Origin of the sequence: Citrobacter sp. Cpo100, assembly GCF_030332595.1 — a bacterium.
Lineage (GTDB): Bacteria > Pseudomonadota > Gammaproteobacteria > Enterobacterales > Enterobacteriaceae > Citrobacter > Citrobacter portucalensis.
In genome coordinates, this window is sequence record NZ_JAOWHM010000029.1 from 209405 (window position 1) to 234606 (window position 25202).

General features: G+C 51.8%; 21 protein-coding genes. 8 read left to right on the forward strand and 13 right to left on the reverse strand.

Annotated features, from left to right (window positions below; all coding sequences use genetic code 11):
- Positions 1-135: 135 nt before the first annotated feature.
- Positions 136-675, forward strand: a complete 540-nt coding sequence (gene cueP, locus OGX96_RS06315) for a copper-binding periplasmic metallochaperone CueP (protein WP_100271776.1) — start codon at positions 136-138, stop codon at positions 673-675.
- Positions 676-788: 113 nt separating this feature from the next.
- On the opposite strand, the gene glyS is transcribed toward cueP, so the two are convergent.
- The 3 genes from glyS to OGX96_RS06330 form a co-directional block, all read right to left on the reverse strand.
- Positions 789-2858, reverse strand: coding sequence for a glycine--tRNA ligase subunit beta (glyS, locus tag OGX96_RS06320; RefSeq protein ID WP_236874131.1), 2070 nt, complete (start codon positions 2856-2858; stop codon positions 789-791).
- A gap of 9 nt (positions 2859-2867) precedes the next feature.
- The gene (glyQ, locus tag OGX96_RS06325) at positions 2868-3779 is read right to left on the reverse strand and encodes a glycine--tRNA ligase subunit alpha (RefSeq protein WP_001168551.1); all 912 of its coding nucleotides are present in this window, start codon (positions 3777-3779) and stop codon (positions 2868-2870) included.
- A 95-nt stretch (positions 3780-3874) separates the two neighbouring features.
- A complete protein-coding gene (locus tag OGX96_RS06330; protein WP_020996059.1) occupies positions 3875-4183 on the reverse strand; it encodes a YsaB family lipoprotein in 309 nt (102 codons plus the stop codon).
- Positions 4184-4355: 172 nt separating this feature from the next.
- On the opposite strand from OGX96_RS06330, the gene OGX96_RS06335 reads away from it, so the two are divergent.
- Positions 4356-5351, forward strand: a complete 996-nt coding sequence (locus OGX96_RS06335; protein ID WP_071446723.1) for an acyltransferase — start codon at positions 4356-4358, stop codon at positions 5349-5351.
- On the opposite strand, the gene yiaB is transcribed toward OGX96_RS06335, so the two are convergent.
- The 3 genes from yiaB to xylA form a co-directional block, all read right to left on the reverse strand.
- Complete coding sequence (gene yiaB / locus OGX96_RS06340; protein ID WP_111464537.1) at positions 5348-5713, reverse strand: inner membrane protein YiaB; 366 nt, start codon at positions 5711-5713, stop codon at positions 5348-5350. The genes OGX96_RS06335 and yiaB overlap by 4 nt on opposite strands.
- A 167-nt stretch (positions 5714-5880) precedes the next feature.
- Positions 5881-7335 carry a xylulokinase gene (gene xylB / locus OGX96_RS06345; protein ID WP_079934334.1) on the reverse strand — a complete coding sequence of 485 codons (1455 nt, stop codon included), beginning with the start codon at positions 7333-7335 and terminating at the stop codon, positions 5881-5883.
- Between the two features lie 71 nt (positions 7336-7406).
- The gene (gene xylA / locus OGX96_RS06350) at positions 7407-8729 is read right to left on the reverse strand and encodes a xylose isomerase (RefSeq protein WP_048236992.1); all 1323 of its coding nucleotides are present in this window, start codon (positions 8727-8729) and stop codon (positions 7407-7409) included.
- 361 nt (positions 8730-9090) lie between these two features.
- Between xylA and xylR the strand changes: the two genes are divergently transcribed.
- Positions 9091-10269: a D-xylose utilization transcriptional activator XylR gene (gene xylR / locus OGX96_RS06355; protein WP_003827365.1), complete on the forward strand. Its 1179-nt coding sequence runs from the start codon at positions 9091-9093 to the stop codon at positions 10267-10269.
- Positions 10270-10313: 44 nt separating this feature from the next.
- On the opposite strand, the gene OGX96_RS06360 is transcribed toward xylR, so the two are convergent.
- Entirely contained in the window at positions 10314-11138 is an 825-nt protein-coding gene (locus OGX96_RS06360; RefSeq protein ID WP_008786441.1) for a protein bax, read from the reverse strand.
- 316 nt (positions 11139-11454) lie between these two features.
- Here OGX96_RS06360 and malS point away from each other — a divergent pair, with 316 nt between their 5' ends.
- Positions 11455-13485 (forward strand): alpha-amylase, encoded by a 2031-nt coding sequence (malS, locus tag OGX96_RS06365; RefSeq protein WP_286582477.1) that lies wholly within the window; start codon positions 11455-11457, stop codon positions 13483-13485.
- A 176-nt stretch (positions 13486-13661) separates the two neighbouring features.
- Complete coding sequence (gene avtA / locus OGX96_RS06370) at positions 13662-14912, forward strand: valine--pyruvate transaminase (RefSeq protein WP_003837697.1); 1251 nt, start codon at positions 13662-13664, stop codon at positions 14910-14912.
- Positions 14913-14946: 34 nt separating this feature from the next.
- Here the strand turns inward: avtA and OGX96_RS06375 are convergent, their stop codons facing one another.
- Together OGX96_RS06375 and OGX96_RS06380 are read right to left on the reverse strand one after the other, a co-directional pair.
- Positions 14947-15420, reverse strand: coding sequence for a 4Fe-4S dicluster domain-containing protein (locus OGX96_RS06375; RefSeq protein WP_048227301.1), 474 nt, complete (start codon positions 15418-15420; stop codon positions 14947-14949).
- 165 nt (positions 15421-15585) lie between these two features.
- On the reverse strand, positions 15586-16401 hold the full coding sequence (locus OGX96_RS06380; protein ID WP_003827350.1) for a helix-turn-helix domain-containing protein: 816 nt from the start codon (positions 16399-16401) through the stop codon (positions 15586-15588).
- A gap of 252 nt (positions 16402-16653) precedes the next feature.
- Here OGX96_RS06380 and OGX96_RS06385 point away from each other — a divergent pair, with 252 nt between their 5' ends.
- Positions 16654-18054, forward strand: a complete 1401-nt coding sequence (locus OGX96_RS06385) for an MFS transporter (protein ID WP_079934337.1) — start codon at positions 16654-16656, stop codon at positions 18052-18054.
- A 10-nt stretch (positions 18055-18064) separates the two neighbouring features.
- Positions 18065-20020, forward strand: a complete 1956-nt coding sequence (locus OGX96_RS06390) for a glycoside hydrolase family 127 protein (RefSeq protein ID WP_079934338.1) — start codon at positions 18065-18067, stop codon at positions 20018-20020.
- An 87-nt stretch (positions 20021-20107) separates the two neighbouring features.
- Here OGX96_RS06390 and OGX96_RS06395 read toward each other — a convergent pair whose 3' ends face one another.
- Entirely contained in the window at positions 20108-20848 is a 741-nt protein-coding gene (locus OGX96_RS06395) for a MipA/OmpV family protein (protein ID WP_267445374.1), read from the reverse strand.
- Positions 20849-20969: 121 nt separating this feature from the next.
- Between OGX96_RS06395 and OGX96_RS06400 the strand changes: the two genes are divergently transcribed.
- Positions 20970-21920 carry a LysR family transcriptional regulator gene (locus OGX96_RS06400; protein ID WP_020996058.1) on the forward strand — a complete coding sequence of 317 codons (951 nt, stop codon included), beginning with the start codon at positions 20970-20972 and terminating at the stop codon, positions 21918-21920.
- A gap of 15 nt (positions 21921-21935) precedes the next feature.
- Here the strand turns inward: OGX96_RS06400 and OGX96_RS06405 are convergent, their stop codons facing one another.
- The 3 genes from OGX96_RS06405 to aldB form a co-directional block, all read right to left on the reverse strand.
- Positions 21936-23072: an HlyD family secretion protein gene (locus OGX96_RS06405; protein WP_003827345.1), complete on the reverse strand. Its 1137-nt coding sequence runs from the start codon at positions 23070-23072 to the stop codon at positions 21936-21938.
- A 5-nt stretch (positions 23073-23077) separates the two neighbouring features.
- The gene (locus OGX96_RS06410; protein ID WP_003024200.1) at positions 23078-23401 is read right to left on the reverse strand and encodes a DUF3302 domain-containing protein; all 324 of its coding nucleotides are present in this window, start codon (positions 23399-23401) and stop codon (positions 23078-23080) included.
- A gap of 250 nt (positions 23402-23651) precedes the next feature.
- The gene (aldB, locus tag OGX96_RS06415) at positions 23652-25190 is read right to left on the reverse strand and encodes an aldehyde dehydrogenase AldB (protein WP_008786449.1); all 1539 of its coding nucleotides are present in this window, start codon (positions 25188-25190) and stop codon (positions 23652-23654) included.
- Positions 25191-25202 lie beyond the last annotated feature (12 nt).

Here is a 25202-nt window from a genome sequence, read left to right on the forward strand (position 1 = left end):
ATCTGTACTTCGCAGCACATCCCACCTAAACGCTTCTTTGCATTACTTTACCCGTCGCCCCTTTGACCTTTCCCTAAGGGCAAGCTTTATAGTGAGCCAGTCTATATTCCACAATTTTCACAAGGAATTGAAGCTATGTCGAAATCCTCACTGCTGCTGATTTTAGGTTTGCTCACCACTGGTACTGCGTTCGCGGCAACGCCGGAAGCTACTTTTCTGGCCGAACACGGGCTTAGCGGGAAATCCGTCGAACAAATCGTAGAGACGATTGATCAGTCACCGCAGAGTCGCCCACTGCCGTACTCCGCGTCCATCACCAGCACCGCGTTGAAGCTCTCTTCGGGCGATCAGGTTTATACCCTGCCGCTCGGTGACAAGTTCTATCTGTCGTTTGCCCCGTATGAATGGCAAACACATCCTTGTTTCAACCACAGTCTTTCTGGCTGCCAGGGCGAAATGCCGGAGAAGACATTCAATGTCAAAGTGACGGATAACAAGGGTGATGTGGTGGTACAAAAAGCGATGAAGAGCGGCCGTAATGGCTTTGTCGGGGTATGGCTACCGCGCAATATGGAAGGCACCATCGCAGTGAGCTACAACGGTAAAACGGCGGAGTATCCTATTAAGACGATGGAAGACAGCCAGACCTGTCTGACAAAATTGCAGTTGCACTAATAACATAAAAAAATGCCGGATGGCGCAATGCTTATCCGGCCTACTGGTGTTTCTCTCGTAGGCCGGATAAGGCGAAGCCGCAATCCGGCATTTTCTAAGTCAGCGCAGGGCCGTTACTGCAACAGAGAAATATCTGCCACGCGCAGGAACAGCTCGCGCAGTTTTTCGAGCATAGACAGACGGTTAATACGCAGATCTTTATCTTCTACGTTTACCATCACTTTCTCGAAGAACGCATCAACCGGTTCACGCAGTTCCGCCAGCTCAACCAGCGCTTCCTGGTAACGACCGGCAGCGAAGACAGGCTCCAGCTTATCGCGCAGCACAACCACCTGCATCGCCAGCGCAATTTCTTCCGGCTCTTTCAGCGTTGCCGCATTCACGCGGTCATTCAGCGTCTCTTCAGACTTCGCCAGGATGTTCGATACACGCTTGTTCGCGGCAGCCAGCGCGGACGCGGCTTCCAGCGTACGGAAGTGCGAAACCGCCTTCATACGTGCGTCAAAATCAGCCGGACGAGTCGGACGACGTGCCAGTACGGCCTGAATAGTGTCGACGGTATAACCTTCGTCCTGATACCAGGCGCGGAAGCGACCGAGCATAAAGTCGATAACGTCATCCACCACGTTGGCGTTGGTCAGCTTGTCACCATACAGACGAACAGCTTCTTCGGTCAGCGTTTGCAGATCCAGATTCAGGTTCTTCTCAACGATAATACGCAGCACACCCAGCGCAGCACGACGCAGCGCAAATGGGTCTTTGTCGCCTTTCGGATGCTGACCGATACCGAAGATACCCGCCAGGGTGTCCATCTTGTCAGCAATCGCCACGGCACAAGCTACCGGGTTCGACGGCAGGTCATCACCGGCAAAACGCGGCTGATACTGCTCGTTCAGCGCCACAGCTACATCTTCTGCTTCGCCATCGTGACGCGCGTAGTGCATGCCCATCACACCCTGGGTGTCGGTGAACTCGAAGACCATGTTGGTCATCAGGTCACACTTGGACAGCAGGCCAGCACGCGTTGCGTGGTTAACATCAGCGCCAATCTGACCAGCAATCCAGCCCGCCAGCGCCTGGATACGGTCAGTCTTGTCGCGCAGCGTACCCAGTTGCTGTTGGAACAGCACGGTTTGCAGACGCGGCAGATGGTCTTCCAGACGTTTTTTACGGTCGGTATTGAAGAAGAACTCGGCATCCGCCAGGCGCGGACGAACGACTTTCTCGTTACCGGAGATAATCTGGATCGGATCTTTCGATTCGATGTTGGCAACGAAGATAAAGTTCGGCAGCAGTTTGCCGTCGTTCGCGTAAACCGGGAAGTATTTCTGGTCACCTTTCATGGTGTGAACCAGCGCTTCAGACGGAACTGCGAGGAATTTCTCTTCGAATTTCGCGGTCAGCACTACCGGCCATTCCACCAGCGAGGTGACTTCTTCCAGCAGGCTTTCGCTCAGGTCAGCGTTACCGCCAATCTTACGCGCCGCTTCTTCAGCATCGGCTTTGATTTTCGCTTTACGCTCAGCGTAATCCGCAATTACTTTGCCGCGCTCACGCAGGATTTCCGGGTACTGATCGGCAGAATCGATGGTGAATTCCGACTCGCCCATAAAGCGGTGTCCACGGATCACGCGATCGGACTGAATGCCCAGAATCGTTGCCGGAATCACTTTGTCGCCCAACAGCAGGGTCACGGTGTGAACCGGACGCACGAAGTGGACATCAGACGCGCCCCAGCGCATCAGTTTCGGGATAGGCAGCTTCGCCAGTGACGTGGCGATCATGTTTGGCAGCAGCGTTTCTGCGCTTTCGCCTTTTACATGCGCACGGTACAGCAGCCATTCGCCTTTGTCGGTAGTCAGACGCTCAGCCTGATCAACCGTGATACCGCAGCCACGTGCCCAACCTTCTGCCGCTTTGCTCGGTTTGCCTTCAGCGTCAAACGCCTGAGCAATGGCCGGACCGCGTTTTTCAACTTCGCGATCGGGTTGAGATTCCGCCAGATTCGCGACTTTCAGCGCCAGACGACGCGGCGCGGCGAACCACTCAACGTTGCCGTGCGCGATGCCAGCGTTATCCAGCTCCGCGGTAAAGTTTGCAGCAAAGGACTCAGCCAGGCTGCGCAGTGCTTTTGGTGGCAGCTCTTCAGTGCCGATTTCCACCAGAAAAGTTTTCTCAGACATGGCCGCCTCTTATTTGTCTTTGTTGCACATCGGGAAGCCAAGGGCTTCACGGGAAGCGTAGTAAGCTTCTGCCACTGCTTTGGTCAGGGTGCGAATGCGCAGGATATAGCGCTGACGCTCAGTGACGGAGATGGCTTTACGCGCATCCAGCAGGTTGAAGCTATGGGCGGCTTTCAGAATACGTTCATACGCAGGCAGCGGCAGCGGATTTTCCAGCGCCAGCAACTGCTGCGCTTCTTTCTCGTACTGCTCGAAGCAGGTGAACAGGAAGTCCACGTCGGCGTATTCGAAGTTGTAGGTGGATTGCTCCACTTCGTTCTGATGGAACACGTCGCCGTAAGTGGTTTTACCCAGCGGGCCGTCGCTCCAGACCAGGTCGTAAACGCTGTCTACGCCCTGAATGTACATGGCCAGACGTTCCAGACCGTAAGTAATTTCCCCGGTTACTGGTTTACATTCCAGGCCACCAACCTGCTGGAAGTAGGTGAACTGCGTCACTTCCATGCCGTTCAGCCACACTTCCCAACCCAGACCCCAGGCACCCAGCGTCGGGTTTTCCCAGTTATCTTCCACGAAACGGATATCGTGAATGGTCGGGTCCATACCCAGCTCTTTCAGAGAACCCAGGTACAGCTCCTGAATGTTGTCCGGAGACGGCTTAATCACTACCTGGAACTGATAGTAGTGCTGTAAGCGGTTCGGGTTTTCGCCATAGCGGCCATCGGTCGGACGACGAGAAGGCTGCACATACGCAGTCGCCATCGGCTCCGGCCCCAGCGCACGCAGGCAGGTCATTGGGTGAGATGTTCCCGCGCCGACTTCCATGTCCAATGGTTGAACGATGGTGCAGCCCTGGCGAGCCCAGTAATCCTGTAAGGTCAGGATCAAGCCCTGGAAGGTCCTGGTATCAAACTTTTGCATATTATTTCGTGCTGGATACGTGTGGATTTAAAGGAAGCGATCAGTATACCCGCTGGCTGCAAGATATACAGTACGAAACGGGAAAAAGGGGGAACTTAGCGCATGGAAAGGTGCAAAAACTGCCCGTCTGCATCAAAAGAACAGACAAAACTCTCTTTACGGAAGGTAGAACCACGCATCTCATAGCTGCCCTGGAATTGTTCCAGTCCAGAGATATCAATTTTCTGCGCGCCAGTGTTGTAGCGTTGCGCCGCCTCATTTTTGCACAATGACTCCATATCCAGCGAACGTGTGGCACTGACCTTAACCTTTTGCGCTTTCTGCGCAGGTGCAGACGATTGTGTGTCAGCGCACGCTACCAGCAAAAGGGCAGCGATCGCGGGAAAGAAATACTTCATCATCATTTTATTACCGCCTGATTTGCTGGTCAGTCTTATTATTAGTGTCTGGAAACAGATCCTATTTTGAGAATCTCATCAGACCATCTCAAGCTTTAGCGTAAGAACTCGGATTATTCCAGTGAGCTACGTTCGCAAAATATCGGTCAGACTTTTTTTAATGGACACAGAGGAACTGATGCAGCCCAAAATTTTCTGGATTGATAACCTGCGCGGGATAGCCTGTTTAATGGTCGTGATGATCCACACCACAACCTGGTACATCACCAATGCGCAAAGCGTCAGCCCGTTGAATTGGGATCTGGCTAACGTGCTCAATTCAGCCTCTCGCGTCAGCGTTCCGCTGTTCTTTATGATTTCGGGCTATCTGTTCTTTGGTGAGCGTAGCGCCAAACCGCGCCATTTCCTGCGCATCGCGCTCTGCATCCTGTTTTACAGCAGCGTGGCGCTGGCCTATATTCTGCTGTTTACCTCGATCAACGCTGAGCTGTCGCTGAAGAACCTACTGCAAAAGCCGGTGTTCTATCACCTGTGGTTTTTCTTCGCGATCGCCGTCATCTACCTGGTTTCTCCGCTGATACAGGTGAAAAATATCAGCGGCAAGATGCTACTGGCGCTCATGGTTGTGATTGGGGTGATTGCCAATCCCAACACCGTCTCGCAAAAAATCGGCGGCTTTGAGTGGCTCCCAGTCAACCTGTACATCAGTGGCGATACTTTCTATTACATCCTGTACGGCATGCTGGGCCGGGCGATTGGCATGATGGATACGCAAAAGCGTGCGCTCAGCTGGCTCTGTGCGGCGGTATTTATTACCGCAGTATTTATTATTTCTCGTGGCACATTGCATGAACTGCGCTGGCGAGGCAATTTTGCCGACACCTGGTACCTCTACTGCGGCCCAGCGGTATTTATTTGCGCCGCCTCGCTCCTGACGCTGGTCAAAAATACGCTCAGCACACGTACCCTGCCGCTACTGGGCCTTATTTCTCGCCATTCATTGGGCATTTATGGTTTTCATGCGCTGATCATTCACGCACTACGTACCAACGGAATTGAACTCAAAAACTGGCCACCGCTGGATATGCTGTGGATTTTCAGCGCCACGCTGGCAGGAAGTTTACTGTTGTCTATTCTGTTGCAGCGTATTGATACACGTAGGCTGGTGAGTTAGGTGTCTCCAGGCAGCGCCCGATTACTCGAACGCTGCAGTAAAAATTGCCCCATTAAACAGACGAAGAATGCTGCCGGGTATAACCCTATTTCGAAGGGCGCCAACGGGGCATTCCACACCCCCACCAGCAACAACCCTGCCGTGATGAGCGCCACCATCTGACATACGGAAGCGAAGCGTTCATCGTTTTGATTGAGATTTACTGCGCGCTGATAGGCATACGTTACGAACATCCCCGTCATCAGCGCCCCCAAAAAATACCCCTTGCCGCTCAATAACGGGCATGCGCGCCATAAACCGATACTGTAAGTCAGTATGCCTGAGAGAAATAATATCCATGGCAACAGCCTGGTTGTCTTCATTGGGATCTCCTTATCCATCATGGATACAATATGAATAACCCGCTAAAGACAACACAGAAAAAAGCGACTACGCAGGACTTTCAGAATACATCCATACGTGTAACTTATTATTTTTGTGGATATATGTATGCGGCAAATTCCCCTCTGCTAGCCAGAGGGGAAAGTGGTCAGGACATCAGCGGTTGTAATTGCTGATAGATACGACGGAAGGTTTCTCGACGCTGTTGATAACGAGCATGACGCTCCGCGTCAGGATAATGCGCCTGCTCCAGCGTAAGCTGAGGCAGTAACTCTGATAACGACGTTTGCGGATTCATGGCAACTTGCGCCAGGCGCGCCGCGCCGAGTGCAGGGCCAACGTCACCGCCGGTACGGTAATCCAACTGCAATCCGCTGATGTCAGATAGCATCTGACGCCAGTATTCACTGCGTGCCCCACCGCCGATCAGCGTAATGCTGGCGGGCTGAACGCCACAGGCATGTACCACGTCCATACCGTCAGCTAGCGCGAAACCCACACCTTCCAGCACCGCCTGTGCCAGTTCTGCCGGACCATGCTGATGCGTCAGACCGAAAAATACGCCCTTAGCCTGCGGATTGTTATGCGGCGTACGCTCGCCGGACAAATAAGGTAAAAACCAGACCGGCTCCGCGTGTTCATCCGCCTGTTGCGCAGCATCAATCAACGCAGGAACGCTCGCCAGTCCAGTTAATTTTGCCGCCCAGTCCAGACACGATGCCGCACTTAACATTACAGACATCAGATGCCATCGCTCAGGCAAAGCATGGCAAAAACTGTGAACCGCACTTTCCGGTTTGCTAAGGAAACCATCACTCACCGCAAAATAGACGCCGGATGTCCCCAGCGAAAGCATCGCCTGACCGGCATTCATCATGCCTACACCAACCGCGCCCGCCGCGTTATCACCGCCTCCGGCAACAACCGCAACCTCCTGCATTCCCCAGGCTTTAGCGACGTCTGGCAATAAAGTTCCGGTAATCTCGCTGCCTTCATAGAGCGCAGGCATATGTGCGCGAGTCAGTTTACAGGCAGCCAGCATGACATCGCTCCAGTCACGCTTCGCGACATCCAGCCACATTGTCCCTGCCGCATCAGACATATCGCTGGCAAAATCACCGGTCATGCGCAAACGCAGGTAATCTTTCGGCAGCAGGACTTTATCAATCTGGTTGAAAATCTCCGGCTCGTGGCGTTGCACCCACAGCAGTTTTGGCGCGGTAAAGCCAGGCATCATCAGGTTGCCAGTGATGGCACGAGACTGCGGAACCTGACTCTCCAGCATCTCGCACTCTTCAGCACAGCGACCGTCGTTCCATAAGATAGCCGGACGCAATACCTTCTGTTGTTCATCCAGTAGCGTCGCGCCGTGCATCTGCCCGGCAATCCCCAACGCTTTCACCTCGCGGAGTGAATGCTGCTGACCCAGTGCTTTTACCGCGCGATCCGTTGCCAGCCACCACTGCTCAGGGTCTTGCTCTGACCATAATGGGTGCGGGCGCGAGACGGTAAGTTTCTCCGTTTTTGAAGCCACCACATCGCCCTGCTCATTGAGCAGAATGGCCTTTACGCCTGATGTGCCAAGATCTATCCCGATATACATAAGGCATCGTTCCTTAAAGAAAGGCCCGGTAGCGCTAGCTGACCGGGCTTACGGACGTTCTCAGAGACCCGTTATTTGTCGAACAAATAATGGTTTACCAGATTTTCCAGCAATTCCTGATGACCGCTCTGGTGCACTGGCGCCAGGTTGTGTTGTTCAGCGTACTGCGCAATTTCTGTCAGCGTCATCTGGCCTTTCAGAATTTGCTGGCCCAGCTCACCATTCCAACCGGCATAACGTTTAGCCACACGCTGATCCAGGCCACCGTCTTCAATCATACGGGCCGCAATTTTCAGCGACAGCGCCATGGTATCCATCGCGCCAATATGACCATAGAACAGATCGTATTTATCGGTGCTCTGACGACGTACTTTGGCATCAAAGTTCAGGCCGCCGGTAGTGAAGCCGCCCGCTTTCAGGATTTCGTACATCACCAGCGCATTCTCTTCTACGCTGTTCGGGAACTGGTCGGTATCCCAGCCCAGCTGTGCGTCGCCGCGGTTGGCATCGACAGAGCCAAACAGACCCAGCGCGATAGCAGTGGCGATTTCGTGATGGAACGAATGGCCTGCAAGCGTAGCGTGGTTGGCTTCGATATTCAGTTTGATCTCTTTTTCCAGACCGAACTGCTTGAGGAATCCGTACACGGTCGCCGCATCGTAGTCGTACTGGTGCTTGGTCGGTTCCTGCGGTTTCGGCTCGATAAGCAAAGTGCCCTGGAAACCGATTTTGTGTTTGTGTTCCACGACTAATTGCATGAAACGACCAATCTGCTCACGTTCCTGACGCAGATCGGTATTCAGCAGTGTTTCATAACCTTCACGGCCGCCCCACAGAACGTAGTTTTCTCCACCTAACTTGTGCGTGGCATCCATGGCCGTAACCACCTGCGTGGCGGCCCAGCTGAACACTTCTGGATCTGGGTTTGTGGCCGCACCCGCACCGTAGCGTGGGTTAGTGAAGCAGTTTGCTGTACCCCACAGCAGCTTCACGCCGCTCTGTTCCTGTTTTGCCGCCAGCACATCAACCATCTGCGCAAAGTTGTTTTTGTACTCTTTCAAAGACGCGCCTTCCGGCGAAACATCCACGTCATGGAAGCAGTAGTAAGGCACGTTCAGCTTGTGGAAAAACTCAAATGCCACATCCGCTTTGCGTTTCGCCAGCGCCAGAGCTTCACCAGGCTGCTGCCATGGACGATCGAAAGCGCCCATACCGAACATATCCGCCCCGTTCCAGCAGAAGGTATGCCAGTAGCAGGCCGCAAAACGCAGATGATCTTCCATGCGCTTGCCCAATACGATTTCGTCAGGGTTGTAATGGCGAAATGCGAGCGGGTTGGTGGATTGAGTGCCTTCGAAACGAACACGATCGAGTTGGTCAAAATAAGCCGGCATAATAAGCTCCATAATCAGGTAATACGGCAAGTAAACTGCGATATGGCTATACTGGAATTTCCTGATTTATTGCTCAATTACGTTATTTCACACCGCCATTAAGAGAATACCCAAACGTGCGCTGGCTCCCAAAAAAACGCGCTAAATAAAGAAATAAAAAAGCGATCGCGATCGAAGGTTAGTCATTAAACAAAAAACCGTAATGCGCAGATAAAAAATGACAATTGTCATCCCGCGACCAGTATGTAAATTTTGCGTAGCCTCAGGCAATCAGGAATTTTGTCACGCTTCATCAAGCAGTCGTACCTGCGGTTTTGCTAGTATCGACAGGCCCACGTTAACCTTTCCAGGACAGGTTCTTATGTTTGATAAACGTCACCGCATCACTCTGCTATTTAATGCCAATAAAGCCTACGACCGCCAGGTGGTAGAAGGTGTGGGTGAATATTTACAGGCATCGCAATCCGAGTGGGATATATTCATTGAGGAAGATTTCCGCGCCCGTATCGATAATATTAAAGACTGGTTAGGCGACGGCGTTATTGCTGATTATGACGATGATGATATTGCGCAATTACTTGCCGATGTTGAAGTTCCCATCATCGGCGTTGGAGGCTCCTACCATCTGGAGCAAGATTATCCACCGGTACATTACATCGCCACCGACAACCATGCGTTGGTAGAAAGCGCTTTCCTGCACCTGAAGGAAAAAGGGGTTAACCGCTTTGCATTCTATGGTCTGCCATCGTCAAGCGGCAAACGCTGGGCCGCGGAACGTGAATATGCGTTTTGCCAGCTGGTTGCCAAAGAGAAGTACCGCGGCGTTGTCTATCAGGGGCTGGAAACCGCACCGGAAAACTGGCAGCACGCGCAAAATCGTCTGGCGGACTGGCTACAAACACTACCGCCGCAAACCGGTATTATCGCCGTTACCGACGCGCGGGCACGACACGTCCTGCAAGTCTGCGAACACCTGCATATTCCGGTTCCGGAAAAGCTGTGTGTGATTGGGATCGACAACGAAGAACTGACCCGCTATCTGTCGCGGGTGGCGCTGTCATCCGTGGCCCAGGGAGCCAGGCAGATGGGGTATCAGGCCGCTAAACTCTTACATCGTTTACTAGCAAATGAAGAACTGCCGCTGCAACGTACACTGGTTCCTCCGGTGCGCGTCATTGAACGCCGCTCAACCGACTACCGTTCATTAACCGATCCGGCGGTGATTCAGGCGATGCACTTTATCCGCAACCATGCCTGTAAAGGTATTAAGGTTGAACAAGTGCTGGATTCAGTGGGGATTTCTCGTTCGAATCTGGAGAAGCGTTTTAAAGAAGAGGTCGGAGAGACTATCCACGCCGTGATTCATGCCGAAAAGCTGGAAAAAGCGCGCAGCCTGTTGATATCTACCACACTTTCAATCAACGAAATCTCACAGATGTGCGGCTATCCGTCTCTGCAATATTTTTATTCGGTCTTTAAGAAAGAGTATGACACGACGCCCAAAGAGTATCGCGATGTGAACAGCGAAGTGTTGCTGTGAGGATTATTGCCGGATGCGGCGAAGCCGCCATCCGGCACACAGAATTACATATGCGCGGCGATTAAACGCTGGTTATCCTGATACATTGCGAACAGATAATTGTTGTAGCTCTGTCCTTTAGTGGAATAACCCTTCAGCTTATGAATCATCGCGGTAGCGGTGACTTCCTGATCGGCTTTACGCAGCTGCGCACGTGACTTACGGAATGAAGAGTAAGCCGGATGCGTGTTCAGGTTGATGACGTAAGCATTCACCGACTCTTTCACCGATTCAAACTGTGAGTAGCCTTTCACCTTACCCGGGGCATTGTTACAACGACCTTTGCCACATTTCATGCCAAACAGGTTGTTGTTGCTACGCGCCAGCTTCGACGTACCCCAGCCACTTTCAGCCGCAGCCATGGTTGCCACCATACTGGTCGGGATAATGTCTACGCGCTCAAGCAGCGTATTCCATGGGATTTTACGCGTGTTGCCAGACCAGCTCACCTTGTAGCGCTTCGCGATGTCTTTCATACGCGTACGCTCAGTCGGTGACCAGCGGTTCTGGTACTGTTTTGAAATCAGCCAGTTACGGTCCGCCGTAATGGCAGCATTTTGACTGGTAATATAAGGCATAACCGTCCGGAGAAACGCTTTTTTCCTTGGTGTTCCGGAAGGGTATTTTCGCAAATCAGGAAGTGAACTACTCTTTGCACTATTGCGAGAATACTCTTGTTTACTGCTTACCTGTGTATTACTTGTCTTGATTACCTGGGGCTTGTGACTCGTTGTCGCCGTGTGTGTCTTTGCCAGCACCTCACCCGAAAATGCAACGGTGAGTAACATAAGAATCATTGCCCCATATCGTCGAATGGGAGTCAATATCATTAGGTCTCCTGGTCGGATTTATACATTCCAACACCTTATATTTTTCACAAAAATGAGAGATGAATCTCAAATCATATCAAAAATAGCCGTCAAGAGCACCCAAAGGAATAGTCCAATTCTGAAACCATGTCACGTATTAACGGTTCAGGGTGCTATTAATTCGAAGAAAATGTGGAGGTTATCGCAAAATAAGTTCATTTTTTGCGCGCGATCGCTCACCCTCACTTCTCCTCCTGGCGGAATCGACTCAAAGGAGGAGTTTCCGGCCTGATTTCACTGGCAAACTGGCGAAAATCGCAGCACCAAGGACAGCATTATGAAACTTGCCGCCGTTGCGCTGGCGCTCATGCCCGGCATTGCCATCGCCTCATCATGGACTTCTCAGGGACTCCCCACCTTCGAAGCGGAAGGTACGGGTAAATTCGTCAGCCATGCAGCGTTGACGAAGGGTACGCGTCCTTTAATCCTAAATTTTGACCAACAGTGCTGGCAGCCTGCTGATGCGATAAAACTCAACCAGATGCTGTCGCTAAAACCGTGTGAAGGCGCCCCGCCGCAGTGGCGCTTATTCAAAGACGGCGATTACACACTGGAAGTGGATACCCGCTCCGGAACGCCAACGTTGATGCTCTCGGTAAAAAGCGCCGCAGACCCTGTCACGACCCAGATTCGCCAGTGCCCGAAATGGGATGGTTCGCCGTTAACACTGGATGTGAGCCAGACCTTTCCGGAAGGTGCCGTGGTGCGCGATTTCTACAGCCAGAAAACGGCAACGGTAAAAAATGGGTCGATTACCCTACAGCCTGCCGCAGCCAGTAACGGACTGTTGCTGCTGGAACGGGCGGAAACCGATGCCCCGGCCGCTTTCGACTGGCATAACGCTACGGTGTATTTCGTCCTGACAGACCGCTTTGTAAATGGTGACCCGAGCAACGACCACAGCTACGGGCGTCGCAACGACGGCATGCAGGAAATTGGTACTTTCCACGGGGGCGATTTGCGCGGTCTGGCCAGCAAACTCGACTATCTACAACAGTTAGGCATCAACGCCCTGTGGATCAGCGCACCGTTTGAGCAAATTCACGGCTGGGTCGGCGGTGGCACCAAAGGCGATTTCCCCCATTATGCTTACCATGGCTATTACACTCAGGACTGGACCACGCTCGACGCGAATATGGGTAATGAAGCTGACCTGCGTGCGCTGGTTGACGGCGCGCACCAGCGCGGCATTCGCATCCTGTTTGATGTCGTCATGAATCATACCGGCTACGCCACGCTGGCGGATATGCAGGAGTATCATTTTGGGGCATTGTACTTGTCGGGCGATGAACTGAAAAACACGCTCGGTGAACGCTGGACGGAATGGAAGCCAGCCGCCGGGCAAAGCTGGCACAGCTTTAATGATTACATCAACTTCAGCGATAAAGCAGGCTGGGAAAAATGGTGGGGGAAAAACTGGATCCGCACCGATATTGGTGATTACGACAATCCGGGTTTTGACGACCTAACCATGTCGCTGGCTTTCCTGCCCGATCTGAAAACCGAATCCACCACGCCTTCCGGGCTGCCAAACTTTTATCTACACAAACCAGATACGCACGCTAAAGCTATTGCTGGTTACACGCCCCGAGATTATCTGACCCACTGGCTCAGCCAGTGGGTGCGTGATTACGGGATTGACGGGTTTCGGGTCGATACCGCCAAACACGTCGAACTTCCCGCCTGGCAGCAGTTAAAAACACAGGCCAGCGCGGCGCTGGTTGAATGGAAGAAAGCGAACCCGGATAAAGCGCTGGATGACAAACCTTTCTGGATGACCGGCGAGGCCTGGGGTCACGGCGTGATGCAAAGCGACTATTACCGTCACGGCTTTGATGCGATGATCAATTTCGACTATCAGGAGCAGGCGGCAAAGGCCGTCGATTGTCTGGCAAATATGGATGTCACCTGGCAACAAATGGCTGAAAAACTACAGGATTTCAACGTCCTGAGCTATCTTTCCTCGCACGATACGCGTCTGTTCCGCGAAGGTGGAGACAAAGCCGCCGAGCTATTGCTGCTGGCGCCAGGCGCGGTACAACTCTTTTACGGCGACGAATCGGTCCGGCCCTTTGGACCAACAGGTTCAGACCCATTGCAGGGTACGCGCTCAGAAATGAACTGGCCGGATGTGGCCGGGAAATCTGCCGCCAGCGTCACTCACTGGCAGCGCATCAGTCAGTTCCGGGCCAGACATCCCGCCATCGGTGCTGGTAAACAGACCACGCTGACATTGAAGCAGGGATACGGATTTATCCGCGAGCATGGCGACGATAAGGTGATGGTGGTGTGGGCCGGTCAGCCCTGATCCCAACAGGCTTCCCGCTGTGCATACAGCGGGAAACCCAACACAAAATAAAAAACCAGCCAGGCAAGCATCTGTAGCACAAAACATCAATCCAGCCCGCTCCCCCTGATTTGCACCCTGCCATAGGTAGCGCTATGGTTAGCCACTTTACTACTCAGTTCGACAGACCCCCTGCTATGACATTCTCACTTTTTGGCGACAAATTTACCCGCCATTCAGGCATCACCCGCCTGATGGAGGACCTCAACGACGGTTTACGCACCCCAGGCGCCATCATGCTCGGCGGTGGTAATCCGGCGCAAATTCCAGAGATGCAAAATTACTTCCAGTCTCTGCTGACAGATATGCTGGCAAACGGCAAAGCCACTGATGCGCTTTGCAATTATGACGGTCCGCAAGGGAAAACCGAGCTACTGTCTGAACTGGCGAAACTGCTACGTGAGAAGCAGGGTTGGGATATCGAGCCACAAAATATTGCACTGACAAATGGCAGTCAGAGCGCGTTTTTCTACTTATTCAATTTGTTCGCCGGACGCCGCGCTGACGGAACAACGCAAAAAGTGTTATTCCCGTTAGCGCCGGAATACATTGGCTATGCAGATTCCGGGCTGGAAGAAGATCTCTTCGTCTCAGCACGTCCGAACATTGAGCTGCTACCGGAAGGCCAGTTTAAGTATCACGTTGATTTTGAACACCTGCACATCGGTGAAGAGACAGGGATGATCTGCGTATCGCGCCCCACTAACCCGACAGGCAACGTGATCACCGACGACGAGCTGATGAAGCTGGACCGGCTGGCCAACCAGCATGGGATCCCGCTGGTGATTGATAACGCCTATGGCGTACCATTCCCTGGCATTATCTTTAGCGAAGCACGCCCGCTGTGGAACCCCAACATTGTGTTGTGCATGAGCCTTTCCAAGCTGGGTCTGCCAGGTTCCCGCTGCGGTATCATTATCGCGAATGAAAAAATCATCACTGCGATTACCAATATGAACGGCATCATCAGCCTTGCACCTGGCGGGATGGGACCGGCGATGATGTGCGAGATGATTAAACGTAACGATCTGCTGCGTCTGTCCGAAACGGTTATCAAGCCGTTTTACTATCAGCGCGTTCAGGAGACGATTGCGATTATTCGCCGCTACTTGTCTGAAGATCGCTGCCTTATCCATAAACCTGAAGGCGCGATTTTCCTGTGGCTATGGTTCAAAGATTTACCGATCACCACAGAACTGTTGTATCAGCGCCTGAAAGCGCGCGGCGTACTGATGGTTCCTGGTGACTACTTCTTCCCGGGGCTGGATAAACCCTGGCCGCATACCCATCAGTGCATGCGGATGAACTACGTGCCAGAGCCGGAGAAAATCGAAGCTGGCGTGAAGATTCTGGCGGAAGAGATCGAACGCGCCTGGCTGGAAGGCTAACGCAAACCCGACCCAGGTGCGGGTCGGGCTCACTTCACAGCGGCTGTGAACGCAGGCGCTGTCGCTGAATACTGACGGCATCAATACACTGCAACGCGCTGGTCGGGCAGGCCTCGACACACGCGGGCCCCGTCTCGCGATGCCAGCACAAATCGCATTTTATCGCCTGCGCCCGCGACGAACGGGCAACGACATTCATTGCCCCAAACGGGCAGGCCAGCATACAGCTTTTACAACCAATACAACGTGCCTGTTCAACGAAGATATGCCCATGTTCACGACGAATGGCGTGAGTTGGACAAACATTCGCACAGGGAGCGTCTTCGCATTGATGGCAGGCGACCGCCGTGGTAAAGGCGTCGTCTTTGATGACCCGAATCCGCGGTATAAACGCAGAAGAAGAGACCGAAGCACAGTCCTGATTTTGCTGATGCGCGACGACGCAGGCAACTTCGCAGGTACGACACCCAATACATTTTGCCGCATCCGCCATAATAAACGCGTTCATTGCCCCCTCCCTCTGCGTGAAAACCACAGAGTGCCAGAGAGACCGCCCCTGACGCTTTGATCGGACAGGGGAAACGGTTAAATACTGTTAGGTGCCTGAACGACTTTGGGGATTGCCTGCAATTTTGTAGGCCGGGTAAGCATAGCGCCACCCGGCGATCCTCATTTACGCCGAATTAATATGCTCTTTGCAGTAGCGCCTTTTCCACGCCGCAGGCGTCAGGCTGGTATGCTTACGAAAGATTTTGCGAAAGTAACCCACATCATTAAATCCACATTTAATCGCCACTTCGGTAAGTGACAGCGAGTCACTGATCAACAACTTTTCCGCTGCCCTTACCCGCTGACGATGCAATGCTTCAGTTAGCGTCAGCCGGAAAGCGCTACGGAATACACGCCCCAGATAATCCGCATTGCAATGCAGCTCTTTCGCCAGAGTTGAAGCACTAATCGGCAGATGGAACTGGGTGTGGATTATTTGTTGCGCTTTCCATGCCAGCGCATTACCGGGGCTATCTGCGGGTTGCTCACTAGCCGCCGCGGAGATTTGCTGCAAAATCAGCAGTAGGATCAGTTCCAGCGCAACGCTGCGATGAATATTTTCCTGCTCACGTAAGAACTGGCGAAACAGCGAAATAATATATTGTGGCTCGCTAACCCGGGCATGCTGAGGAATCGCAAGCAACGGTTCTGTAAGTGAAGCATCGTTTTCTGCTGTCACCTCAAAGTGTAGCCAGTAAAATTTTAAATCAGCCGGAAACTGTCCCACACCAATATGCGAACGCTGCGGCCATAACAGCAAACTTTCTCCAGCATTCACGCAAAAAACAGTCTGGCCTTCGCGAATCGTTAATGTCCCTTTTTCGACAAAGATGATTTCCCAGGATTGCAATTGCCGCGCCGGATGGCTTCCCACACCTCGGGAAATAAATAGCCCACCATTTTGCACTTTAATCGGAAGAGACATGGATAATTCGAGCATATATATTCAAATTCCCGCTTTTTGCATTATTTAAACTGCTCTTTATTATTGATTATTCACGATAAACTTGCTTTTCGCTGGATCGAAATCACATTTTTATAATGAAGTCGGAATTGTCATCTTTTTATACTTTTCTCTTCCCTTGTTGACCCAAACATTTCGTGCAGAATAAATAACGTACTTTGCAAATTACAAACAAATAACCCGCAACGTAGCGGGATACTTTCTGAACATCCTCTCCGGGAGTTATTTATGACTTCGGCTCCGATTACGACATCTGATTTGGCACAGCGTGCCCAGGACGACAAATTATCCCTGCGTGAAAAAATAGGTTATGGGTTAGGCGATGCAGGCGGGACGGTAATTACCTGTCTGATCATGAACTTCCTGACATTTTTCTACACCGATGTCTTCGGGTTAACGCCCGCGCTGGTCGGCACATTGTTTATTGCCCTGCGCGTATTTGATGCCATTTCCGATCCGATAATGGGCATACTTGCCGACCGCACGCAAAGCCGCTGGGGGCGTTTTCGCCCATGGCAGCTGTGGGTGGCAATTCCCATTGGCATCATTGGCGTACTCACGTTTACCGTCCCTGACGCCAGCATGAGCGTAAAAATCGCCTGGGCATTCGGCACCTATCTACTACTCTCTGTCGGCTATACCGCCATCAACGTACCGTATTGTGCGCTGATCAACACCATGACGACCCGCCATAACGAGGTGATCGCCTGTCAGTCCTGGCGCTTTGTGCTGTGCGGCGTGGCGGGATTCCTTGTCTCCGTTGGTCTGCCGTGGATGGTGGATATTCTGGGTCAGGGCAATGTCGCGCAGGGTTATCAGTTCGGCGTGGGCATCCTGTGCGCCATCGCTGTGGTGATGTTCCTGTGCTGCTTCTTCTGGGTTCGCGAGCGTGTGCCGCTGGCGATGATGGGGAAATTTACCCTGCGTGAACACATTGGTGGGCTACGCAAAAATGACCAGTTGCTGCTAATGCTGGTGATGTCTTTCCTGCTGATTAACGTCTTCAATATTCGTGGCGGCGGGTACATGTATTTCATTACCTACGTGCTGGAAGGCAGTACCGCTTACACGTCGCTGTTTTTCACCATGGTGACCTTTGCGTCCATCATCGGTTCAGTGGTTGTCAGCCCGCTGACCCGCCGTATAGATACCGTCAAACTCTATTACTACACCAACCTGGTGCTGGCAGCCCTGGCAGTGATGATGTGGTTCCTGCCGACCGGTCCGGCTTATCAAACATTATGGCTGGCGGTTATTCTCGGCAACGGCATTATTCTGGGCTTTACGCTGCCTCTGCACTTCTCGCTGATGGCCTTTGCCGACGATTACGGCGAGTGGAAAACCGGCGTGCGTTCTTCCGGCATGAATTTCGCCTTCAACCTGTTTTTCATCAAGCTGGCCTGGGCCTCAAGCGCGGGGATCATCAGCCTGTTATTTATTTTTGTCGCCTATCAGCCAGGCGCTGGTAACCAAACCGCCAGTTCGCTGCAAGGAATTACCGCGATGGAGACGCTGCTTCCCGCGCTGTTCCACCTGCTGTTGGCGCTGTCTATCCGCATCTGCAAACTCAATAATCCGATGATGTCGCGCATTGCCACCGATCTGCGTCTGCGTCATGTACAGCCTTAAGGAGCACGAAATGAACGTACTGGAAGTCGACCTGCATAAGCTCACCGTCAGCGATCCGTTCCTCGGACAATACCAACAGTTGGTCCGTGATGTAGTGATCCCCTACCAGTGGGATGCGCTGAATGACCGCATTGCAGAGGCGGAACCAAGTCATGCGATAGAGAACTTTCGTATCGCCGCAGGACTGCAGGATGGCGAATTTTACGGCATGGTTTTTCAGGATAGCGACGTAGCGAAATGGCTGGAGGCAGTCGCCTGGTCCCTGTGCCAGAAACCTGATGCGGAACTTGAGAAAACCGCAGATGAGGTCATCGAGTTGGTGGCCGCTGCGCAGTGTGAAGACGGCTATCTCAATACATACTTTACAGTGAAAGCCCCGGATGAACGCTGGACTAACCTCGCCGAGTGTCATGAGTTGTACTGTGCAGGTCATTTGATCGAAGCAGGCGTCGCGTTCTTTCAGGCGACGGGAAAACGTCGTCTTTTAGACGTAGTGTGCCGTCTGGCGGACCACATCGATAACGTTTTCGGGCTTGGAGAGAATCAACTGCGCGGCTATCCGGGACACCCGGAAGTTGAGCTGGCGTTAATGCGCTTATACGAAGTGACCCAACAACCACGCTACATGGCGCTGGTAAATTACTTTGTGGAGCAGCGCGGCGCGCAACCCCATTTCTATGACGAAGAGTACGAAAAGCGCGGCCAAACCTCTTACTGGCATACTTACGGCCCGGCATGGATGGTGAAAGACAAACCCTATAGCCAGGCTCATCAGCCCATTTCAGAACAGCAAACGGCGATCGGTCATGCAGTACGTTTTGTTTATCTGATGACCGGCGTGGCGCATCTGGCACGCTTGAGTCAGGACGAAGGCAAGCGTCAGGATTGCCTGCGTCTGTGGAAAAACATGGCCCAGCGTCAGTTGTACATTACCGGCGGGATCGGTTCACAAAGCAGCGGAGAGGCGTTTAGCAGCGATTACGATCTGCCTAACGACTCCGTGTATGCGGAAAGCTGCGCCTCAATCGGTCTAATGATGTTCGCCCGCAGAATGCTGGAGATGGAGGCAGACAGCCAGTATGCCGACGTGATGGAGCGCGCCCTGTATAACACCGTATTGGGCGGGATGGCGCTCGATGGCAAGCACTTCTTCTATGTGAACCCGCTGGAAGTGCATCCTAAATCATTAAAATTCAATCATATTTATGACCACGTGAAACCCGTTCGTCAGCGCTGGTTTGGCTGCGCCTGTTGCCCGCCGAATATCGCCCGTGTACTCACCTCTATTGGTCATTACATCTACACACCACGTCAGGACGCGCTGTATATCAATATGTACGTGGGCAATAGCATGGAAGTCCCCGTGGCGGATGGCTCGCTCAAGCTGCGCATTAGCGGGGATTATCCATGGCATGAGCAGGTGAAAATCGCCATCGAATCACCGCAGTCGATATATCACACCCTGGCCCTGCGCCTGCCAGACTGGTGTACCGCACCGCAGGTTTTACTGAATGGTCAGCCAGTTGAGCAGGATATTCGCAAAGGCTATTTGCACATCAGCCGAACCTGGCAGGAAGGCGATACGCTCAGTCTGACCCTGCCAATGCCGGTGCGTCGGGTATACGGAAATCCATTAGTGCGTCATGTCGCCGGTAAGGTCGCCATTCAGCGTGGACCGCTGGTGTATTGCCTGGAGCAGGCCGATAACGGTGAGGAATTGCATAACCTGTGGTTGCCAAAAGAGAGTGAGTTCAGAGTATTCGAGGGTAAGGGATTGTTCAGCCATAAAATGTTAATTCAGGCTGAAGGCGTGAAGCAAAGTACTGCCGATGCAGCACAACAATCGTTGTGGCACTACGATGTTTCCCCAGCTTCGCGCCAGGCGCATACATTGACGTTTATTCCGTGGTTTAGCTGGGCAAACCGTGGTGAAGGCGAAATGCGTATCTGGATAAACGAGCAGTAATAATAAGGCGGATGGCGGCGGTTAGCCCCCATCCGTCAATGTCTCATGAAAAGATTGCCCTCCTCCCTGAGGACAAACGGGTGAGAATCAGAAACGCCAGGTCAGACCGGACATAAAGGTGAAGCTGTCATCACGATCAACCATCGGGCTATTTTTAATGTCATCCGGCAGTGCGCTATAGTTGGCGCTTGCCAGCAGCGTCAGGTTAGTGGTTAATGCGTATTTAGCGGACAGGCCAACATACGGTGTCCAGCTATCGCCTGGGGAATAGCTTGATAAACCACTACGACGGGACTCATTACCCGAAATGCCGTAGTAGTATTCATTGAATTTTTCGTCATAGTAGAGCACGCCAATTGATGGCGTCAGCGTCAGCTTGCCCATCGGCATTGGACGGAACAGTGAAACTTCCCCTACCCAGCCATTACTGTTGTCCAGCACATCCGCAGCGGCGGAGAGTTTCACGCTACCCCATCTTTCATGGTGATACCACGCAGCACCCGCCATTGCAGTTGCGTCACGCTTATCCAGCGCTTTCATCGCGTGATCGTCATTGTCACCGGGATCAAACTCCAGCGGCATATAAGAGGCAGTAATACTAAATTCATTACTTTCACTCTTAGACAAAATATAACCTAGCGTTGTTTGCCTAAAATAAAATGATTCACTTTCATAACTGACAAGCGGTACTGCGTGAACATTATCATTATACCCGCGATAAGGTGATTCATTATATACAGCGCCAGCGCCAATAGAAAATTCTGCGGCAGTTGCACTCGCCATAAAAGAAAAGGCGAGCAGCGCCACAATATTGTGTTTAATTAACATGCCAACATTCCATTTTAAAATAAGCTACAAAGCGGGTGCATAATAATGCTTACAATTTCATCGGTGCAAGGTTCATATTTATATAGTAATATATATAAAATTATATATATTGGGCTTGGCGATGAATAAATTACAACTTAAACACCGGGAACTGAAGATTATTTCGGTAATTGCTGCCAGTGAAAATATCAGCCATGCCGCTACTGTTCTCGGCATTGCTCAGGCCAACGTAAGTAAGTATCTTGCTGATTTTGAATCAAAAGTTGGGCTAAAGGTATTTGACCGCACCACCAGACAACTGACCCTCACGCCGTTTGGTATTGCGTTACTTCCTTACATCAATGACATGTTAGACAGAAATGAGCAGTTAAATAATTTCATTGCTGATTATAAGCACGAGAAACGTGGCAAAGTAACGGTATATGCACCAACCGGAATTATTGCTTACTTATCGCAACATGTTATTGCAAAAATTATGGATATTGGCGATATCAGTCTGGTGCTAAAAACCTATAACCTGGATCGCAAAGCATTTTATGAAGGCGTCGACTTTCCTGACGATTGTGATATTTTACTTTCCTATGCTCATCCTAAAGATGAATCACTGGTCGCCAGTTTTATCACTAAATATGCGGTTATTGCTTTTGCCAGTCGGGAATATCTCACCAAGAATCCTATTAGTAGTCCTGATGAATTAGTTAACCATTCCTGCATTCTAATTGATTCTATGATGATTGATGATGCCAACATTTGGCGATTCAATTCTGCTGAAGACAAAAAGATGCGCGACTATCGTGTGACGGGAAATTACATCTGCGACAATACACAATCGGCACTGGCGCTGGCGCGTAACCATTTGGGGATTGTTTTTGCGCCAAATGAAAGTGTGCAAAAAGATTGTCGTTCCGAGATGCTGGTCCCGTGTTTCTCAGAACAACATGAATGGTGGCTGGATTTAGTGGCGATTTTCCGCAAGCGTGAATACCAGCCCTGGCGAGTGCAGTATATTCTCGATGCAATGCTCGCGGAGATACGTCAGCAGCTTGCTCAGGCGATACGACAGCCTGAGTAAGCGAATAGCCTGCGCTTAGTGGTCGAGATACAGGTAATGAACCCAACTGGTCATCCGCAGCAACACCTTGCGCATGACCGACACATGTTCGAAGTGATCAGAGTAAACGGCGACCTGCGCGTAGATCCCATCAGGCAACGCATTCACATCCGCATTGTCGTTCAGCTCAATCGTGGCGATTACCCCTTCCGAACCAGGCGTAGAGTTTAAAGATTGCAGTGCCCCGTTCGACTGGTATGTACCACCCGGTACTGCCGGACTAATGGCGGCCAGTTTACCGCTAAACACCTTACCCGGCAGGGCATTAAACACCACTTCCGCTTCATCGCCTGGCTCCAGTCGCAACAGCGAGTTTTGACGGAACTGGGCGATAATTTGTCGTTTCTGATCCGGGATGAATACCATGACCGGGCGCATCGGCAGCGCGGCGGCATAGGTTCCTGGGCGCATCAGCACCTGAGTGACGTAACCATCGCTGGGCGCGCGAACCACGGTCTGGTCCAGGTTGAACTCTGCTTCCGCTAGCTGTGCTTTCAGGCTGGCAATTTGCGAATTCTCACCCAGTACCAGGCTGTCCAACTGGCTCTGAATTTGCTGTTGTTCTGCAACGGAGGATTTCACCGAAGCTTCCTGCGCCAGGTAGTTTTGGCGCGCCGCGTCGATATCGCGTTCAGAAAAAGGATTCACCTTCGCCTGACTCCCCTGCGCATAGCGCTGGTAATCTTTTGCCAGTTTGTCACGCGTGGCCTTTGCCCGCTGCGTGTTGGCTTTCATTTCGTCTAACTGCGCAACCAGAGCCTGCTCTTTATGCTGTGCGGTAACAATATCAGCCTTCAGGCGATCGACCCGCGCCTGATAACGCCCTGGATTAAGCTTAAACAGAACCTCGCCTTTTTTGATTAGCGTATTCTTCTTATCCGTCACTTCTGTCACTACACCCGTTACCTGCGGCACCACGGGAATAGAAATTACCGCTTTTTGTGCCTTAAATGTATACGGATGGTTATAATTCATCAGTAATATAAGTCCGCAAACAATGAATATACCGCCTAATGCCGCGGTAGGAACTGTCCATTTATTTACAGGAATTTTAAAAATTTTAAATATTGACCATGCACACGCCACATAGGTCAGAACAATCAGTAAATCCATCGATATTACTCCGCCGGAGAGGTCTTGGCCTCACCCAGTTTCTTTTCCAGATCCGCAACCCTTGCCTGAAGCTGGATCAGGGAAGAATCCGCGCTCTGCATGCCCCACCCGCGTTCCGGGCGATAAAGCGTTGCCCAGATCCATAAAAAGGGCCAAATAACATGTAAGGTAAACAAACTAACCCAACCCGCAACATGTATTGCGTCGGCATGAGGATGGTTACGTTTCTTTGCAATTAGATAGGGAATATCATGCAGAATAATAATCCCGTAAAAAATGACCAGGAATACAAAAATAAGCACTCCTAATGCAAAATAATTAAGGAACATATTTGCCTCAGGGATTTAAATTAAGGAATTCGGATGCAATTTGATTTAAACAATAGAGTTGATAATAGTATTGGAATGACCAGATTGGATGCAATTATCTTATTTATATAACGATATATGGGTTTCTATATACCCGTCGTCTTTTGAGCTGCTTCTTTGTTGGCTGCGTTCGTTCACCCCAGCCACTTACCTGAGGACATAACTTGATGCCCGGTACGCTAAACGCGACCGGGCAGTAGGTGACGTGAAATTAAAACAGCCCCAGTGGTTTATCAGAGTAGCTCACTAACAGGCATTTGGTTTGCTGATAATGCTCAAGCATCATCTTATGCGTCTCGCGCCCGATACCCGACTGCTTGTAGCCGCCGAACGCCGCATGTGCCGGGTAAGCATGGTAACAGTTGGTCCAAACTCGCCCCGCCTGAATCCCACGTCCCATTTTGTACGCCAGATTTCCGTTACGACTCCAGACGCCAGCGCCAAGCCCATATTGGGTATCATTAGCGATTTCCAACGCTTCCTCCATAGTTTTGAAGGTCGTGACGGCCAGCACCGGTCCGAAGATCTCCTCCTGGAAAACCCGCATGTTGTTCTTACCAAACAGAATAGTCGGTTCGAGGTAGTACCCCTCTTTTAACTCGCCATCCAGCTGCTTGCGCCGCCCGCCGGTGAGAACATCTGCCCCTTCTTTTTTACCAATGTCGATGTAATTCAGAATGGTTTCCAGTTGACCATGCGACACCTGCGCGCCCATTTGCGTCACGCTGTCTAACGGGTTGCCGCTACGGATACTTTCCACCCGACGTATGGCTCTTTCCATAAAACGTTCGTAAATGGATTCTTGTACCAGCGCCCGACTCGGGCAGGTACATACTTCGCCCTGGTTGAAGGCAAACAATGCAAAACCTTCCAGCGCTTTGTCAAAGAACGCATCTTCTTCATCCATCACGTCCGCGAAGAAGATATTGGGGGATTTCCCGCCCAGCTCCAGCGTAACAGGGATAATGTTCTGCGTGGCGTACTGCATGATCTGCTGCCCAACTTCCGTTGAGCCGGTAAACGCCACTTTTGCAATGCGTTTTGACGTCGCCAGATACTCACCGATTTCCCCACCCGCGCCGTTTACCACGTTCACCACGCCAGGCGGGAGCAGATCGCCGACAACTTCCATCAGCAACAACACGGACAGCGGCGTCAGGCGCGCAGGTTTAAGCACGACACAGTTACCGGCAGCCAGGGCAGGCGCCATCTTCCAGCTGGCCATCAACAGCGGGAAGTTCCACGGGATAATTTGCCCCACCACGCCAAGAGGTTCATGGAAGTGATACGCCACGGTATCGCTATCAACTTCGCTTATTCCCCCTTCCTGTGCACGAATACAGGACGCGAAATAGCGGAAATGGTCAATTGCCAGCGGCACATCTGCCGCGCTGGTTTCACGGATGGGTTTACCGTTATCCCAGGTTTCAGCCGTCGCCAGCAGCTCCAGATTTTGCTCCATACGATCGGCAATTTTGAACAAAATCGCCGCCCTGTCCTGCACGGAAGTCTGCGCCCATTTGTCTTTTGCTTTGTGCGCGGCATCCAGTGCCAAATCGATGTCCTTTTTGCCGGAAGAGGCCACTTCGCACAGTAATTGCCCGGTGACCGGCGTCAGGTTTTGGTAATACTCACCGTCCACCGGTGCGATCCAGTCACCGCCGATAAAGTTATCGTATCGGGCTTTTAACTTCAGAGGGTAACCATACTCGCCGGGATAAATACGCGTTGAAGGGGGGTTATTGGTCATGACCGTCTCCTT

What these genes read in the sequence shown, in the direction of transcription:
- cueP (WP_100271776.1), top strand. Translation starts at nt 136, where the DNA reads ATGTCGAAATCCTCACTGCTGCTGATTTTAGGTTTGCTCACCACTGGT.
- glyS (WP_236874131.1), bottom strand. Translation starts at nt 2,858, where the DNA reads ATGTCTGAGAAAACTTTTCTGGTGGAAATCGGCACTGAAGAGCTGCCA.
- glyQ (WP_001168551.1), bottom strand. Translation starts at nt 3,779, where the DNA reads ATGCAAAAGTTTGATACCAGGACCTTCCAGGGCTTGATCCTGACCTTA.
- OGX96_RS06330 (WP_020996059.1), bottom strand. Translation starts at nt 4,183, where the DNA reads ATGATGATGAAGTATTTCTTTCCCGCGATCGCTGCCCTTTTGCTGGTA.
- OGX96_RS06335 (WP_071446723.1), top strand. Translation starts at nt 4,356, where the DNA reads ATGCAGCCCAAAATTTTCTGGATTGATAACCTGCGCGGGATAGCCTGT.
- yiaB (WP_111464537.1), bottom strand. Translation starts at nt 5,713, where the DNA reads ATGAAGACAACCAGGCTGTTGCCATGGATATTATTTCTCTCAGGCATA.
- xylB (WP_079934334.1), bottom strand. Translation starts at nt 7,335, where the DNA reads ATGTATATCGGGATAGATCTTGGCACATCAGGCGTAAAGGCCATTCTG.
- xylA (WP_048236992.1), bottom strand. Translation starts at nt 8,729, where the DNA reads ATGCCGGCTTATTTTGACCAACTCGATCGTGTTCGTTTCGAAGGCACT.
- xylR (WP_003827365.1), top strand. Translation starts at nt 9,091, where the DNA reads ATGTTTGATAAACGTCACCGCATCACTCTGCTATTTAATGCCAATAAA.
- OGX96_RS06360 (WP_008786441.1), bottom strand. Translation starts at nt 11,138, where the DNA reads ATGATATTGACTCCCATTCGACGATATGGGGCAATGATTCTTATGTTA.
- malS (WP_286582477.1), top strand. Translation starts at nt 11,455, where the DNA reads ATGAAACTTGCCGCCGTTGCGCTGGCGCTCATGCCCGGCATTGCCATC.
- avtA (WP_003837697.1), top strand. Translation starts at nt 13,662, where the DNA reads ATGACATTCTCACTTTTTGGCGACAAATTTACCCGCCATTCAGGCATC.
- OGX96_RS06375 (WP_048227301.1), bottom strand. Translation starts at nt 15,420, where the DNA reads ATGAACGCGTTTATTATGGCGGATGCGGCAAAATGTATTGGGTGTCGT.
- OGX96_RS06380 (WP_003827350.1), bottom strand. Translation starts at nt 16,401, where the DNA reads ATGCTCGAATTATCCATGTCTCTTCCGATTAAAGTGCAAAATGGTGGG.
- OGX96_RS06385 (WP_079934337.1), top strand. Translation starts at nt 16,654, where the DNA reads ATGACTTCGGCTCCGATTACGACATCTGATTTGGCACAGCGTGCCCAG.
- OGX96_RS06390 (WP_079934338.1), top strand. Translation starts at nt 18,065, where the DNA reads ATGAACGTACTGGAAGTCGACCTGCATAAGCTCACCGTCAGCGATCCG.
- OGX96_RS06395 (WP_267445374.1), bottom strand. Translation starts at nt 20,848, where the DNA reads ATGTTAATTAAACACAATATTGTGGCGCTGCTCGCCTTTTCTTTTATG.
- OGX96_RS06400 (WP_020996058.1), top strand. Translation starts at nt 20,970, where the DNA reads ATGAATAAATTACAACTTAAACACCGGGAACTGAAGATTATTTCGGTA.
- OGX96_RS06405 (WP_003827345.1), bottom strand. Translation starts at nt 23,072, where the DNA reads ATGGATTTACTGATTGTTCTGACCTATGTGGCGTGTGCATGGTCAATA.
- OGX96_RS06410 (WP_003024200.1), bottom strand. Translation starts at nt 23,401, where the DNA reads ATGTTCCTTAATTATTTTGCATTAGGAGTGCTTATTTTTGTATTCCTG.
- aldB (WP_008786449.1), bottom strand. Translation starts at nt 25,190, where the DNA reads ATGACCAATAACCCCCCTTCAACGCGTATTTATCCCGGCGAGTATGGT.